This is a genomic window from Sinorhizobium kostiense (genome assembly GCF_017874595.1).
Lineage (GTDB): Bacteria > Pseudomonadota > Alphaproteobacteria > Rhizobiales > Rhizobiaceae > Sinorhizobium > Sinorhizobium kostiense.
Map to the genome: position 1 here is coordinate 1,182,415 of NZ_JAGILA010000001.1, position 15,263 is coordinate 1,197,677.

Annotated in this window: 14 protein-coding genes; 5 read left to right on the plus strand and 9 right to left on the minus strand. The window is 62.5% G+C overall.

Annotated elements, in window-relative coordinates; all coding sequences use genetic code 11:
- Nucleotides 1-72: 72 nt before the first annotated feature.
- The 5 genes from ytfR to J2Z31_RS05300 all read left to right on the plus strand — a co-directional run bounded on the left by ytfR (nucleotide 73) and on the right by J2Z31_RS05300 (nucleotide 5,499).
- The gene (ytfR, locus tag J2Z31_RS05280; protein WP_209600806.1) at nucleotides 73-1,590 is read left to right on the plus strand and encodes a galactofuranose ABC transporter, ATP-binding protein YtfR; all 1,518 of its coding nucleotides are present in this window, start codon (nucleotides 73-75) and stop codon (nucleotides 1,588-1,590) included.
- Nucleotides 1,587-2,612: an ABC transporter permease gene (locus J2Z31_RS05285; protein WP_209600807.1), complete on the plus strand. Its 1,026-nt coding sequence runs from the start codon at nucleotides 1,587-1,589 to the stop codon at nucleotides 2,610-2,612. The genes ytfR and J2Z31_RS05285 overlap by 4 nt, the downstream gene beginning before the upstream one ends.
- On the plus strand, nucleotides 2,609-3,577 hold the full coding sequence (yjfF, locus tag J2Z31_RS05290) for a galactofuranose ABC transporter, permease protein YjfF (RefSeq protein ID WP_209600808.1): 969 nt from the start codon (nucleotides 2,609-2,611) through the stop codon (nucleotides 3,575-3,577). The genes J2Z31_RS05285 and yjfF overlap by 4 nt, the downstream gene beginning before the upstream one ends.
- A gap of 20 nt (nucleotides 3,578-3,597) precedes the next feature.
- Nucleotides 3,598-4,338: a FadR/GntR family transcriptional regulator gene (locus J2Z31_RS05295; RefSeq protein ID WP_209600809.1), complete on the plus strand. Its 741-nt coding sequence runs from the start codon at nucleotides 3,598-3,600 to the stop codon at nucleotides 4,336-4,338.
- Between the two features lie 78 nt (nucleotides 4,339-4,416).
- Complete coding sequence (locus J2Z31_RS05300) at nucleotides 4,417-5,499, plus strand: alpha/beta fold hydrolase (RefSeq protein WP_209600810.1); 1,083 nt, start codon at nucleotides 4,417-4,419, stop codon at nucleotides 5,497-5,499.
- Between the two features lie 176 nt (nucleotides 5,500-5,675).
- Here J2Z31_RS05300 and J2Z31_RS05305 read toward each other — a convergent pair whose 3' ends face one another.
- The 9 genes from J2Z31_RS05305 to J2Z31_RS05345 form a co-directional block, all read right to left on the minus strand.
- Nucleotides 5,676-6,791, minus strand: coding sequence for a TRAP transporter substrate-binding protein (locus tag J2Z31_RS05305; RefSeq protein WP_209600811.1), 1,116 nt, complete (start codon nucleotides 6,789-6,791; stop codon nucleotides 5,676-5,678).
- Between the two features lie 81 nt (nucleotides 6,792-6,872).
- Nucleotides 6,873-8,423 (minus strand): TRAP transporter large permease, encoded by a 1,551-nt coding sequence (locus J2Z31_RS05310; RefSeq protein ID WP_209600812.1) that lies wholly within the window; start codon nucleotides 8,421-8,423, stop codon nucleotides 6,873-6,875.
- Between the two features lie 15 nt (nucleotides 8,424-8,438).
- Nucleotides 8,439-8,987, minus strand: a complete 549-nt coding sequence (locus tag J2Z31_RS05315) for a TRAP transporter small permease subunit (protein ID WP_209600813.1) — start codon at nucleotides 8,985-8,987, stop codon at nucleotides 8,439-8,441.
- Between the two features lie 128 nt (nucleotides 8,988-9,115).
- The gene (mctR, locus tag J2Z31_RS05320) at nucleotides 9,116-9,748 is read right to left on the minus strand and encodes a two-component system response regulator MctR (RefSeq protein ID WP_209600814.1); all 633 of its coding nucleotides are present in this window, start codon (nucleotides 9,746-9,748) and stop codon (nucleotides 9,116-9,118) included.
- On the minus strand, nucleotides 9,745-11,124 hold the full coding sequence (mctS, locus tag J2Z31_RS05325; RefSeq protein WP_209600815.1) for a two-component system sensor histidine kinase MctS: 1,380 nt from the start codon (nucleotides 11,122-11,124) through the stop codon (nucleotides 9,745-9,747). The genes mctR and mctS overlap by 4 nt, the downstream gene beginning before the upstream one ends.
- A gap of 82 nt (nucleotides 11,125-11,206) precedes the next feature.
- Complete coding sequence (locus J2Z31_RS05330; RefSeq protein WP_408022006.1) at nucleotides 11,207-12,079, minus strand: glycerophosphodiester phosphodiesterase; 873 nt, start codon at nucleotides 12,077-12,079, stop codon at nucleotides 11,207-11,209.
- A 47-nt stretch (nucleotides 12,080-12,126) separates the two neighbouring features.
- On the minus strand, nucleotides 12,127-13,191 hold the full coding sequence (locus J2Z31_RS05335) for an ABC transporter ATP-binding protein (RefSeq protein ID WP_209600817.1): 1,065 nt from the start codon (nucleotides 13,189-13,191) through the stop codon (nucleotides 12,127-12,129).
- 5 nt (nucleotides 13,192-13,196) lie between these two features.
- Nucleotides 13,197-14,297, minus strand: a complete 1,101-nt coding sequence (locus tag J2Z31_RS05340) for a carbohydrate ABC transporter permease (RefSeq protein ID WP_209600818.1) — start codon at nucleotides 14,295-14,297, stop codon at nucleotides 13,197-13,199.
- A gap of 1 nt (nucleotide 14,298) precedes the next feature.
- Entirely contained in the window at nucleotides 14,299-15,249 is a 951-nt protein-coding gene (locus J2Z31_RS05345) for a carbohydrate ABC transporter permease (RefSeq protein WP_209600819.1), read from the minus strand.
- Between the last annotated feature and the right edge of the window lie 14 nt (nucleotides 15,250-15,263).

The window sequence follows — 15,263 nt, forward strand, 5'->3', positions numbered from 1 at the left end:
CCGCGCTCGTTTCGGCGCGGGCCTTCCTTATTCCGTCCGTCGCCAGGCGGTCGGTGCGAAGAGACGGTATCCATGCACGGCAATAGCGACAATATTCTCTCGGCGATCCGCGTCGAGAAGGGCTTTCCCGGCACGAAGGCCTTGGACAAGGTAGATTTTCACTTGCGTCGCGGCGAGGTTCACGCGCTGCTCGGCGAAAATGGCGCAGGCAAGTCGACGCTGATCAAGTGCCTGACCGGGGCCTATCGGCGCGACGGCGGCAGCATCCTGCTCGATGGCGCCGAGGTCGATCCGCGCGACACTTTCGATGCCCAGAGGCTCGGCATCGGGACCGTATACCAGGAGGTGAACCTGCTGCCGAACCTGACGGTCGCCGAAAACCTCTTTCTCGGCCGGCAACCATGCCGCTTCGGCATGACTGATACACGCACGATGAATCGCAAGGCGCGCGAGCTGCTTGCGGAATACGAGCTCGATCTCGACGTCACTCGCGACCTTGCCAGCTACTCGGTGGCGATCCAGCAGGTCGTGGCGATCGCTCGAGCCGTCGACCTTTCCGGCAAGGTCCTGATCCTCGACGAGCCGACGGCGAGTCTCGACGCCCACGAGGTGGCGATGCTCTTCCGCATCGTCCGGCGGCTGAAGGCTCGCGGGCTCGGCATCATCTTCATCACCCATTTCCTCGAACAGGTCTACGAGATCTCCGACCGCATAACCGTGCTGCGCAACGGCCAACTCGTCGGCACGCGCGAGACCGCGGAGCTCGACCGGCGCGAACTGATCGCGATGATGATCGGTCGCGAACTAGCGGCTGAAATCCAGTCGCGTCATACCCCCGCGGACGAGGGCAGGCTTCGTTACCGCTTCCGCAACTACGGCCGTCGCGGCCGGATCGACCCTTTCGATCTGGATGTCAGGGCTGGTGAGGTGGTCGGGATTGCTGGCCTGCTCGGCTCCGGACGAACGGAAACGGCCGAGGTGCTCTTCGGCGCCTATCGCGCTGACAGCGGCACGGCGGAAATCGACGGCCGCGCCGTGGAACTGTCGTCGCCGCGCGCCGCCATACGCCAGAAATTCGGCTTCTGTCCCGAGGACCGCAAGACGGCCGGGATCGTCGGTGACCTCTCGGTACGGGAAAACATTGTCCTGGCTTTGCAGGCGCGGCGTGGCTGGACGCGGCCGATCTCGCGGGCGGAGCAGAACCGGCTGGCCGACCACTATATCCGGGCGCTCGACATCCGCACCGCCGACCGGGAAAAGCCCATCAAGCTGCTTTCGGGCGGCAACCAGCAGAAGGCGATTCTCGCCCGCTGGCTTGCGACGGAACCCGAATTCCTGATCTTGGACGAACCGACGCGCGGCATCGATGTCGGCGCCCATGCCGAGATCGTCAGGCTTATCGAGAGCTTACGCGAGAAGGGCATGTCGCTGATCGTCATCTCGTCCGAAATCGAGGAATTGGTCGCCTACAGCACGCGCGTGGTCGTGCTGCGCGATCGCGCCCATGTCGCGGAACTTAGCGGCGACCGGATTACAGCACATGAGATCGTTGAAGCGATCGCTGCAGCCACTCAGGGGAGGGCATCGTGACCGCGACCGTGAAAACCTATCTCGGCCGGCTGCTGCCGCAGTTGATCGTACTTGCGGCAATTGTCTTCGCGATTTCAATGGTGTTCCCCGGGTTCCTCAACCTGCAGATCCAGAACGGTCGCCTCTATGGCAGCCTGATCGACATCTTGAACCGCGGTGCCCCCGTCGTGCTGCTGGCGATCGGAATGACCGTCGTCATCGCCACCAAGGGCATCGATCTCTCCGTCGGCGCCGTCATGGCAATATGCGGCGCCGTTGCCGCATCGCTGATCACCTCGGGGCATTCGCTGCTCGAGACGCTGTTTGCCACACTTGCCGTCGGCATTCTTTGCGGCATCTGGAACGGCTTCCTTGTTGCGGTTCTCGACATCCAGCCGATCATCGCAACGCTCGTGCTGATGGTCGCGGGCCGCGGCATTGCGCAGCTCATCACGGAAGGCGCAATCCTCACCTTCAATGATGCCGGCCTGATCTTTGTCGGCAGCGGCTCCTTTGGCTGGCTGCCGATGCCGGTGGTCATCTGGCTCGTCTTCGGGGTGCTTGTCGCGCTGCTCGTTCGTCAGACGGCGCTTGGAATGCTGATCGAGGCGATCGGCGTCAACCGCCAGGCGAGCACGCTTTCCGGCGTGTTGACTCCAGTGCTCCTTGTCGCTGCCTATGTGCTTTCCGGGCTCTGCGCGGCGATTGCCGGCATCATCGCCGCTGCCGACATCAAGGGAGCGGATGCCAATAATGCCGGGCTCTGGCTCGAGCTCGACGCCATCCTGGCAGTCGTCGTCGGCGGCACCTCGCTTCTCGGCGGACGCTTCAGCATTGCCGCGTCGGTGCTCGGGGCGATCATTATTCAGGCGATCAATACGGGCATCCTCTTGTCCGGCTTCCCCCCGGAATTCAACCTGATCATCAAGGCGGCCATCATCGTGTTCATCCTGGTGCTGCAGTCGCCGCGCTTCCGCAGCGCCTTCACATTCCTTCAAATCCCGCGCGCAGCCGGAAAACCGACCGAGCGAGAAGCGAAATGAAGCAAAAATATCTTCCGCTTACGGCCACCATCCTGATTTTCGTTCTGAGCTACGCGCTCTGCGTCGGGCAATACCCGAACATGCTGTCGACGCGGGTGATCGGCAACCTGCTGACCGACAACGCTTTCCTCGGCATCGCCGCAGTCGGGATGACCTTCGTCATCCTTTCCGGCGGCATCGACCTGTCGGTCGGCGCGGTGATCGCCTTCGCCGGTGTTTTCCTGGCAGTGGTGCTCGAGCAGGGCGGCGTGCACCCGCTCGTCGCCTTCGCAATGGTCCTCGCCATCACCACGGCGTTCGGGGCGTTGATGGGGGCGATCATCCATTATCTGGAAATGCCGGCCTTCATCGTCACGCTGGCCGGCATGTTCCTCGCCCGCGGCATGGCCTTCGTGCTTTCGATCGATTCCATCCCGATCAAGCATCCTTTCTATGCGACACTGAAGGGGCTCTACTACAAGCTGCCCGGCGGCGGGCGCATCACCCTGATCGGCGGCGTGATGCTGCTTGTTTTCGCCTTCGGCATCCTGGTTGCGCATCGCACCCGTTTCGGCACGAATGTCTACGCGCTCGGCGGGGGTACCGCGACGGCGAAACTCATGGGGGTGCCGGTCGCGAGCACGACCGTCGGGATCTACGCGCTTTCGGGACTGCTCGCGGGCCTCGCCGGCATCGTGTTCTCGCTCTATACCTCGGCCGGCTATTCGCTTGCCGCCGTCGGCGTCGAACTCGATGCGATCACCGCCGTCGTGATCGGCGGGACGCTGCTGACTGGCGGATCCGGATTTGTTGCGGGAACGCTGGTCGGCATCCTCATCCAAGGGCTGATCCAGACTTACATCACTTTTGACGGAACCCTATCGAGCTGGTGGACGAAGATCCTGATCGGTCTGCTGCTCTTCGCCTTCATCCTCCTTCAGAAGGGCATCATCAGGATATCGCGCGGCGACAGGCAACACGTATGACCAGGCGGAGGACCGCGTGAATGCCGGCGTCACGTTTTGGCAGGCAGACGGGTAAGAGAACAAGCCACCGGCTCGTTGTTGACGAGCTGGGGCAGGCGGTCGTCAGCGGCGAATTCGCCGTCGGCGACATATTGCCAGGCGACCTGGAGCTTGCGGCCCGTTTCAGTGTCTCCCGCACCGTGCTGCGCGAAGCAATGAAGACGCTTGCTGCCAAGGGCCTTGTTCTCGCCCGAGCTCGCATCGGCACGCGCGTCCTTCCGCGGCCAAAATGGAACTTGTTCGATAGCGACGTCTTGACCTGGCACTTCAATGCGGGGGTAGACGAGGGTTTCCTGCGTCATGTCTGCGAAGTGCGCCTGGCGCTCGAACCCTATGCAGCCGGTCTTGCGGCGCGGCGCGCCACGGATGCGGACATCGCGCGAATGATGCGGCTTGCCGTTGCCATGGGCGATGCGGAACACAGCGCTCAGACGCTCGCCCAGGCCGACCTCGAATTTCACCTGAGCCTGCTCGAGGCTTCGCTCAACCCCTTCATGCATACGGTGGGGAGCCTCATAGAGGCCGCATTGGTGGGCGTCTTCAGGCGGACCAGCCCCTCGGATGACGGGAGTGAGATCGACCGCGTCGCCATGGCCCACATCCGCATCGTCGAGGAAATCGGGCGCCGAAACGAGGAGGGCGCGCGCCATGCGATGGAGCACGTGATCCGCGTCGGACAGGAACGGCTGCTTCTCAACCTCAAGGCTCAGGCAGCGTCCTGATTAGCGCGCGATCCGGTTGATCCCGACGGGGTTTGCGCCGAGAATGAACCCCCCGAAGTTCGCGACCGGGAGGGGATTGTGCCGGATCGGGCCACCTTCAAGCACACGCCTTTGGACATTGTCCAACGCGCGCAGTTTGCCTGGAGCGACATCCTGCGTCGAGCGCAGGGCAATGTCGTCGGCGCGTTTGGCCTTGATCCAAGGGAGCGCTCCTATCGTGTGCTGGCGTCAGGACCGTATTGGCGGCTGCGTGATTACGGCGGCCGCGGCTCATCGGCCACCCCCCTGCTTTTGATCGCGGCCCCGATCAAGCGTCCCTATATTTGGGATCTCGCTCCCGCAGCGAGTGCAGTTCGCTACTGCCTGCGGCAAGGCCTGCGCGTCAACCTGCTTGAGTGGAAACCGGCATCGCGTCTGACGGGCAACCCCGGCCTGGATGAATATATGCAGGCCATTGCCGACAGCATTGCGAAAGTATCGAAAGATGCTTCGAATTCGAAACCCGTTCTGGCGGGTCATTCACTCGGCGGCACGCTTGCCGCGATCTACGGTGCCTCCGCACCGAAGAGCGCCAAGGGTCTCATTCTCCTTGACGCACCGCTCTGCTTCCAGCCAGGAACCAGCCGGTTTCGCGACGGTCTGGTTTCGCTGGTTCCGCCAGGCCTTTCCGGGGCGGGGTCTTTTCCAGGTTCGCTGCTGTCGTATGTGAGCGCGATGGCGTCTCCCGACACGTTCGTTTGGTCGCGCTTGATGGATGCAGGTCTCAGCATGTCCGACCATCGCGCAATGGAAATCCATGGCCGCGTCGAGCGCTGGTCACTCGACGAGGTGCCGCTCCCCGGGAGGCTGGTCCATCAGATCCTCGACTGGCTCTACAGGGAGGATCGTCTCTATCGCGGCACCCTGAAGATCGGCGGCAAGGCGATTGGTCCCGGAAACCTGTCTCTTCCCACGCTTGTCGTCGTCAACAGCGATGACGACGTGGCGTCGCCGATGTCGATCAGGCCCTTTGTTGCGGCCATGCCGCGCGGGCAAGCGCAGATTATCGAATATCCAGGCGAGACGGGCGTTTGCCTGCAGCACCTGGGAATCCTGGTCGGGCGCGAGGCTTTTAGGACGATTTGGCCGAAGATAATCGCGTGGGTCAAGGCCCGCCGCTGATGCGCGGATGTCACGCTAGCTCCTGCACGTCGAGCCTGGCTCCGGGCGCTGCTGCATGTCTCCTTAGATCGACCTCGACTTAAGCAAAGAGACATGCAGCAGTTCAAAGTGTTACAGCGACCTTTGCGCCTCTGATAACGCGCGGCACTGTAAGAGCCTGGAGCCGGTGAGGGCTCTTACTTCCCCGCTGCCTGTGCCGCGTAGTTGTAGCTGTCATAGCTGTATTCGGCGACGCGGAACCATTGGAAGGACTCGTCGCGGAACTTCTTCCACTGCGGATAGATTTTCGCCCAGGCGGGGTGCTTGTCCTCGAATTCGCTGTAGAGCTCGAAAGTGGCCTTGTAGGCCGCATCAAGGACATCCCGTGGCATCGGCCTGAGCTTCACGCCCTTGCCGACCAGAGTGCGGATCGCCGTCGTGTTCTTGACGTCGTACATGGCTTGCATATTGACGTTGGCCGCCTTGCAGGCGGTATCGAGCGCGACCTTGTAGGCTTCGGGCAGCGCCTCGTATTGCGCCTTGTTGACGAAGAAGTGCACGGTCAGTCCGCCTTCCCAATAGGCGGGATAGTAGTAGTTCGGCGCGATCTGGTAGAAGCCGAGGCGTTCGTCGTCATAGGGACCGATCCATTCGGCGGCGTCGATCGTGCCGCGTTCGAGCGCCGGATAGATGTCGCCGCCCGGCAATTGCTGCGGCACGACACCGAGTTTCGCCATCACCTGGCCGGCAATGCCGGCGATCCGCATCTTGACGCCCTGGAGATCGGCGAGGCTCTTGATCTCGCTGCGGAACCAGCCGCCCATCTGGGCGCCGGTCGCGCCGCCCGGAATGCCAACGACGCCGTAGTCGGCGAGGAACTCGTTATAGAGCTCATTTCCCCCGCCATGATAAAGCCACGCGTTCTGCTGGCGTGCGTTCATACCGAAGGGAATGGTCGAGCCGATCGCAAATGTCGGATCCTTGCCGGTGAAATAATAGCCGCATGTATGAGCGATCTCGACCGTGTTGGCGTTCACTGCGTCGAGAGCTTGCGGCCCGGGCACGATCTCGCCGGCCTGGAACACCTGGATCTGGAACTTGCCCTGGGTGATCTTCGACAGCGTCTCGGCCATAACGACGGCTCCGCCGTAAATCGTGTCGAGGTTGTTCGGGAAGCCAGAGGTTAGCCGCCAGCGAAGCGTTGGCAGTTCCTCGGCGATTGCTGGGGCCGCGAGCGTCGAGCCGGCGGCGGTGGCGACGCCGGCGAGCACGCCTTTCGACAGGAAGTTCCGTCTGTTGAGAGTATGGGGCATGCGTGGTCCTCCTCAGGTTTTGGATGGTGATTCCGGCCGGCTGCCGCGCCGAAGCGGCAGTGGGACGTGGTAACGGGGTGCTTACTGTTGCGGGGCGCTGAAATCCGGCGTGGGCGAGCCGAAGTCCACGGATGAGAGGTCGGGGCTCGTCCCACCGTCTTCCGTGCCGAAGGGCGCGGCCGGGGTGCCGAAGGGATTGCTTTCCGCGTCCCCCGGCATCGGCACGTCGAGCTGGATCTCGGACGGGTCCACCTCCACTTGGCCGGCCTTGTAGTGGGTCACGAGTCCGGGGAAGGAGATGACGAGCGCGACCATTGCCAGCTGGATTGCGAGGAACGGGAGCGCGCCCTTGTAGATCTGGCCCGAGGTGACCGGCTGGATGGTCTCGCCGGTCACCTTGTCGCGATAGGCGCGAGCCGGTGCCACCGAGCGGAGGTAGAAGAGCGAGAAGCCGAAGGGCGGGTGCATGAAGCTTGTCTGCATATTGATCGCCAACATCACGCCGAACCAGATGAGATCGATGCCAAGGCTTTCCGCGACCGGTGCGAGCAGCGGGATGATGATGAAGGCCAGCTCGAAATAGTCGAGGAAGAAGGCGAGGAAGAAGACGAGCAGGTTGGCGGCGATCAGGAAGCCGATCTCGCCACCGGGGATCGCCGTCATCAGGTGCTCGACCCAGATATGGCCGTTGACGCCATAGAAGGTGAGCGAGAAGACACGGGCGCCGAGCAGGATGAAGATCACGAAGGACGAGAGCTTGGCCGTCGAATAGAGTGCCGAACGGAGTATCGTCAGGTCGAGGCGGCGGTTGAATACGGCGAGGATCAGCGCCCCGACCGCACCCATGGCGCCGCCTTCGGTCGGCGTGGCAAGGCCGATGAAGATGGTGCCGAGCACCAGGAAAATGAGGGCGAGCGGCGGGATGAGCGAGACCATCACCTTCCGCGCTAGTTTGAAACCGCGGAGCGACCGGGCTTCGGGCGGCAGTGCCGGCACGCTCTTCGGCTGCAGCAGCGACATGGCGATGATGAAGCCCGCATAGAGCGCCACGAGCAGCAGCCCCGGCACCAGCGCACCCTTGTACATGTCGCCCACGGATCGCCCGAGCTGGTCGGCGAGGATGATGAGCACGAGGCTCGGCGGAATGATCTGTGCCAGCGTCCCCGAGGCGGCGATCGTGCCGGCGGCGATGCGGCGGTCGTAGCCATAGCGCAGCATGATCGGCAGCGAGATCAGCCCCATGGAAATGACCGAGGCCGCAACGACGCCCGTGGTCGCCGCCAGGATTGCCCCGACGAAGATCACGGCGAAGGCGAGGCCGCCCCGAACCGGCCCGAAGAGCTGCCCGATCGTATCGAGAAGATCCTCCGCCATTCCGCTTCGCTCCAGGATGAGGCCCATGAAAGTGAAGAAGGGAATGGCAAGCAGGGTCTCGTTCGACATCTGGCCGAAGATGCGGTCGGGAATTGCCCCGAAGAGGCTGGCCGGCAGAAGGCCCATTTCGATGCCGACGAAGCCGAAGATGAAACCGACGAAGGCGAGGGCGAAGGCGACCGGATAGCCGATCAAGAGCACGACGATCAGCGACAGGAACATGATCGGCGCGAGATTTTCCGCGAAGAAAGCGAACATGTGAGGAATCCTGATTTAGAGAGCGTTGGCTTCGGCGTCGGCGAGCGCGATGGCATCGGGCAGGTCGCCGCGAAGGATGGCGATGCGCTTGATCAGTTCCGAGAGTCCCTGCAGCGCCAGCAGGCCGAAACCGATCGGGATCAGCATCCAGACGGGCCACAGGACCAAGCCGCCGGTGTTGTTGGAGATCTCGCCGCTCGTGAATTTCGCGAAGAAGATCGGGGTCGCCAGATAGATCGTGATCAGACAGAACGGAAACAGGAAAAAGACCGTCCCCAGCGCTTCGATCCAGAGCTGCGCGCGACGCGGCAGGTGCCCGTAAACGAGGTCGACCTTCACATGTTCGTTGTTGAGAAGGGTGAAACCGGCCGCAACCAGGAAGACGGCCGAGAAGAGGTACCATTGCGCCTCGAGCCAGGCGTTGGAGCTCAGGTCGAACAGCTTGCGTGAGATCGCATTGAGGGCGCTGATGAGAACGTCGGCCAAGAGCAGCCACGACACCGCCTTGCCCACATGGGTATTCATCGCGTCGATGACGCGCGACAGCGACAGTAAAACAGGCATGAAACATCCTCCCGATGACGGGCGGCTCGAGGCCACCGGTCGTCGGCAATTGGTATGCCCGACCTTTCGCTGCTGCAAGGAGGAAAGTTAAAGAAATTCAATGGCATACCCAGAAGTGGGTATGCCATTCAGGCGAGCCCGTGCTCGATGACGTATCGCGTCAGGCCGGCAGTTGTCGCAATGCCGAGCTTCTTCTTGAGGTTCTTGCGGTGCGTTTCCACCGTTGCGGAGGAAATGCCGAGGGCCTGGGCGATGTCTCGATTGCTCTGACCGGCGGCAAGCAGACGCAGCACTTCCTGTTCGCGGATGGTGAGTGGCATTGCGTTCTCGTCGGGCTGGCGCTGCATGAGAACATCCGAGACGCCGGAGGAGAAATAGGTCTCGCCACGGGCAACCGCCTCGATCGCCGCAACGATCTCCTCGGTCGAGACATCCTTGAGAATATAGCCCCAGGCACCCCTCAGGACGGAGGTCGAGATATATTCCCGGCTGTCGTGCATGGAGAGCATCAGGATGCGTGTCCCGGGCAGTTGCTCCTTGAAGAGCTCGATCGCATCGATACCATTGACCTGCGGCATGTTGATGTCCATCAGGATGACGTCCGGTCGCGTGCGAAGCGCGAGTTCCAGTCCAGCACGCGCAAGCCCCGCCGTGCCGACGACGTCGATATGGCCGTAGGTCTCGAGGAGCGCCCTGAGGCCGTCGAGCACCAGCGGATGGTTGTCGATCAGGAGGACCTTGATGGGGGTCTTCTCGGTCATGCTGCCTCCGGGCGCCTCTCTGCTGCTCGATTTGCCGATTTAGGCAGCATCGCCGTCAGACGCGTGCCTTCCGGTCCGGACTTGACGAGCAGCAATCCTGCGAAATGCGCCATGCGCTCCTGCATGTTGCGCAGGCCAAGCCCGCCTCGGCCCTCCTTCACCCTGTCCTCTTCGAAGCCGTTGCCATTGTCGGCAATCGTCATCCGCACACGCCCCCGTTCGCTCCAAAGTCTGATTTCGACGCGGGTCGCGCCGGAATGGCGCTCCACATTGTTGAGAGCCTCCTGCGCGATGCGATAAAGGGCGGTGCTCGCCTCCGGTCTTAGCATGTCCTGCCACGCGGCCTCCAGCTCGACATCTATACCGGTGCGTTCGGTGAAATTCTCGCTCAGTGCCTTCAATGCCGGGGTGAGGCCAAGATCGTCCAGCACCCGAGGCCGCAACTCATGGGAGAGCCGCCGGACTTCCTTTATAGCGCCGTTCAGGGCTTCGACGCCGACGTCGATAGCCTTTGAGGCGTTCTCGCTGCGGTTCTTCACCTGGCGGCTGGCAAGATCGATCGCGTAGCGCACGCCGACCAGGTTTTGCGAGATGCCGTCATGCAGTTCACGCGCGAGCCGCGCTCGCTCTTCCTCTTGTGTGTCGATGACGCGCTGGGTAAGTTCTTTCAACCTGTTGTCTGCCAGGCGGCGCTCGCGCAGCGTGATCATCATGCAGGTCGCGAACACGAGGAGCACGGCCGGCACCGCGATAAGGATTACGACCAGAAACGTCATGCGGATGTTCTCGCGGAGATCCGCCTTGGCTGCGTCGGTCTGTGCGAAGACGTCGTCGAGATAGACGCCGGTCCCGATCATCCATCCCCATTTGTCGAGCCCGGCGGCGAACGAGAGCTTGTCGGCGAGCTTTCCAGAGGATGGCTTTTCCCACTTGTACTGGTGAAGGCCGCCGCCCTCTTTGGCCTTGGCGATCAGATTGGCGATCACCCGGTCACCATTGGGATCCACGAGATCCAGCCAATTGCGTCCCGGTCGAAAGTCCTGCCGGGGATGTACGAGGTTGTTGCCGTCATAGTCATAGACGAAGAAATAGCCGTCCTCGCCATAGTCGAGGCTCTTCAGGATCGCCTTGACCCGCTCCTTCGCCGCATCGTCCTCGGGCCCGGCTTTCATGTAGACGTCGTGGATCGCCGAGAGGGCAAGATTGGTAAGGTTGAGAAGCTCGTTTTCCTTCGCCTCAAGCATGTTCTTTTCGAACGTGTCGATGCTGCTTTGGACGAGCGTTGTCGACTGCCAGGTGATGAAGGCGGTGATGGTGAGTATCGCGACGATCAGCGGCACGATCGCGAGCGCGACGATCTGATGACGAAGATGCAAATGCGTTCCTCCGGTCCACGGCATTCGGATGAGCCGTAGGTTTCGCAGCATACGGCGATGACGAAGTCAACTTCGCGGGCCGTCAACACAAACGCATCCGTCGGGCGATCTCGCTCGGAGCATCGGTCGTGATCTGGCGCACTTTCGCCTTCAAGAGTGTCCGCAGAATGGCGTCGTCGATGTCCGCGCCGGGATTGACCGTCCAGGCATCGGTCTCGATGCCGAGGTCCAGCAAACGCGCAACGAGGGGAAAGCCCTGGTTTTCCGCCGCGACAATGGCATCGAATCTGAGATAGGCGAGGCTCACTCCGGTCTTGCGCCGCTCGATGTGGCGCAGGAGCCGCTCCGGCTCCCGCAGAGCCGGCTGGCGGGATACCGCCAGCATCGGATCGTAGCCGAGCCGGGCTTGGGGGATGGCGGCGACGAGACGGCGCGCGTCATCCAGATAATGCGATCCGACGACAATGGCGTCCTCCAGCCCGGCAACGGCCGCTGCCGCGTCGGCGATTGCCGAATCCGGAAGCGTGTGCCCCTCGAGCAGCTTGAGGTCGAGTTGAAGGTTGGCTGACGGCGCTCTCGGCAGCGTGCGAAGCGGGGCCATCAGCTCGGCGAGCGACAGGACCGGTGCATCGAGGTCGGGGGCGCCGTCCGCGCCGCGGTGGAAATGACCTCTCATCGATGCCAGCGGCATGAGAGGAACGCGGCCGCGACCGGTAGTAGAGGGTCCGAGCGTCGGATCGTGGAGAACGGCGAAGCGGTTATCGGCGGTGGCGAGAATGTCGACCTCGAGGCTCGCGCCGAGTTGCCAGCCGAGCGCGAGGTTCGAAAGCTTGAACGGAGCTTCGGAGAGGTGGGTGCGCAGCTTGTGCCATTTCAGCCGGACCGGGCCAAATGGTCCCTCGATCGCCACCGGCGTTGATGTTTGCTTGCTCGCCTCAGATGCTGCCAACGGCACGCGCTCCTTTCCGCAGTATGAAGTCGGGCGGTTGCCGCCCGATCGGGTCAAGCCGGTGTACGGACATGCGCTCCCACAATGAGCTTCTGTCGCTTCGTTTCGAACACAAGCGAGTTCTCGGGTCGGAACGCCACCTTTACCTGCTCGCCTATGGTGTGTCCGACGAAAGAACCCTGTTCGAGTACACGGACGGCGCCCATGCCGGTTTCGACGACGTAGAGGATTTCGCGGCCCATCGGCTCGATCTGCGTGATGCGGCCGGCAAAGCCGGCCTCACCGAACCTGAGGTGCTCCGGCCTCAGCCCGACGGTAATCTCGCCCGACGCGCCCACCACCGGAAATCTGGTACCATCCGCGGTGAAGGTGCCGCCCTCGGCCTTGCCGGCGACGAGGTTGATGGGCGGCGAGCCGATGAACCCGGCGACGAACAGGCTCGACGGCCTGAGATAGAGGTCGTCCGGTGTTCCGACCTGTTCGATCCGACCGGCACGCATGCAGATGATGCGGTCGGCCATCGTCGTCGCCTCGATCTGGTCGTGCGTGACGAGGACGGTCGTGACGCCGAGTTGTTCGTGCAGCGACTTGATCTCGGTCCGCATCGAAAGGCGAAGCGAGGCGTCAAGGTTGGAGAGCGGTTCATCGAGAAGCAGCAATTGCGGTTTCTTGACCAGGGCGCGTGCGAGGGCGACGCGCTGCTGCTGTCCGCCGGAAAGCTCACTCGGGCGGCGGTCCAGGAGTTCCGTGACCCGGACGAGGTCTGCTGCCGCTTTTACCCGGGCGAGAGCTTCGTCGCGCGGCGTTTTCTTGAAGCGTAGCGGAAACAGGATGTTGTCGCGCACGCTCATGTGCGGATAGAGCGCGTAGGATTGAAAGACGATGCCGACATTGCGATCGCGTGCCTCCACCTCATTGACGAGATGGCCGTCGAAGAGGAGCTCGCCGCCGCTCGGAAGATAGATGCCGGCGAGCATGAACAGGCTCGTCGACTTGCCGCAGCCGGAGGGGCCGAGAAGGGCGGCGAACTCGCCGTCCTCGATGACGAGGTCCATGTCGGGGATCACCTCGACGGCCCCGAAGCGTTTCGACACGTGACGGAACTCGATCTTGGCCATCGTCGTCAGCCCTTCACGCCACCGACCGACATCTGCATGAGATAGCGTTGCGCGGCCATGTAGAGAATGAGGCTCGGGACAAGGTAGAAGACGCCGACCGCGGAAACGACGCCGTAGTCTACGCCCATGACGTCATCGCGCACCCAGTACATGTAGAGGCTCATCGTCCAATTGCTGTTTCTGATCAAAAACGTGAAGACAAATATGTACTCTTCCCACCCCCGTATGAACGTAAAAACTGCGACGGCGAGAATTCCGTTCCTCACCTGCGGCAGCACCACGCTCACGAATGCCTGCCGCCGTGAGGCGCCGTCGGTGAGCGCGCTCATCTCGATGTCCCACGGCACCGCGTCGAAGAAGCCCTTCATGATGAAGATCGCAAACGGCAGCTCGAAGGCGACGAGCACGAGTATGACGCCGAAAAGCGTATCGAGCAGACCGATCCAGTAGAGCATCAGGAACATCGGCACGATCAGAGTCAGCACGGGGAACGCGTGCAGCACCAGGAGCGAGCGCAGCATCGAGGAGCGGCCGGGGAACTGGAAGCGCGACAGGTAGTAGGCCGCGAGTGAGGCGACGGTGACGACGATGGCGGTCTGCGCTCCGGCGATCAGGATCGAGTTGCCGAAGGCGTGCCAGACATTGGGGAACTGGACCGCGCCTTTGACCTCTCCCACGCGCGACCGCACCACGGAGGCGAAGTCCGGTTCCCACAGAAAGATGAAATTGCCGAGATGCAGGTCGGGTCCGACCAAGAGGGCAAATGCGACCACGGCGACCGCTGCGACTGCGGCAAAACCGAACCACAACTGCCGCCGGTTTCGTGCCAGCGCGGCTGCAAGCCAAAAGCCGACGATGACCGGCACGACCACAGCCATCGAGCGCCACAGAACCGCCGTCTCGGCCACGCCGGTCCTGGCCGAGAAGGCGATGGTGACGAGCCAGAAATAGGGGAGGATGATCGGAAGCGACACGGCGATCAGGAAGGCATAGAGAACCACTGCCCTGGTGCGCCGGGCGAGACGCGCCCGCGATGCCAAACTGTCCCAATCGATCTCCGGTTCCGACGGCGCCATCGTCATGGCAGGGGCTGCTTGCGTCACCATCTCAATGCACCTCGATACGTGGGCGCTGCAGCAGGCGCTCCATGTCGAAGAAGCGCCAGCCGATGAGCGCGACGACCATGCCGATCACGATCAGAAAAAGCGCCAGCGCCGCTCCGTAGGCGTACTGGCCGCTTTCGAAGGCGCGACGGTAGACATAAAGCGCATAGACGGTCGTATCGTAGAACGGGCCGCCCTTGGTGAGGAGCAGGATATATTCGAAGCTGACCAGCAACGAAAGTGTCTGGTATATCGTCACAAAGCTGATCGGCCAGCGCAGCGCCGGCAGGGTGATGAAACGGATCGTTGCGAACGTTCCGGCGCCGTCCACCGCCGCGGCATGGAACAGGTGCTCCGGGATTCCGCGGATCGCGGCGGTGAAGATGATCATGCCCATCGAAGCGCCGATGAAGCCGTTGGAGATGATAATAAGCGCGATCGGCGCCGAGGTCAGCAGGTCGAGCGGCGCATCGAGTCCGAACGCCTGCATGAGCACCTGGTTCACGAGGCCGGCTTCGGTTGGGCTCACCGCCCATAGCCAGAGCAGGATGTAAAGGACCGACGGGCTCATCCGCGGCAACAGCCAAACACCTCGAAAGAAGCTGCCGGACACGTTCCTGATCGCCGTGGTGGTGATTGCGAGGATCAGGCCAAAGGTAACGTTGAAGATCGCCAGCGTGCCGAAGACGTAGACGAAGGTCAGCCCAATCACCTGTGTCAGCCGGCGATCGGTTCGAAAGACCTTTTCGTACTGTTCGGTGGTGAACGCGGTAATGCGGAGCGACCGGCCGAGATCGGTGAACGACACTGCGATATCGATGATCACGGGCACGATGAAGAATAGGACCGTCAACACGATCGCCGGGCCGAGAAAGATCACGAAGTTGGTGCGCCGGCGTGTCGCCGACGCCGCATGGCCGCGCCGCTCGATGAGTTCGTCTGCTATCGTCGCCATTGTCTGACTAACAC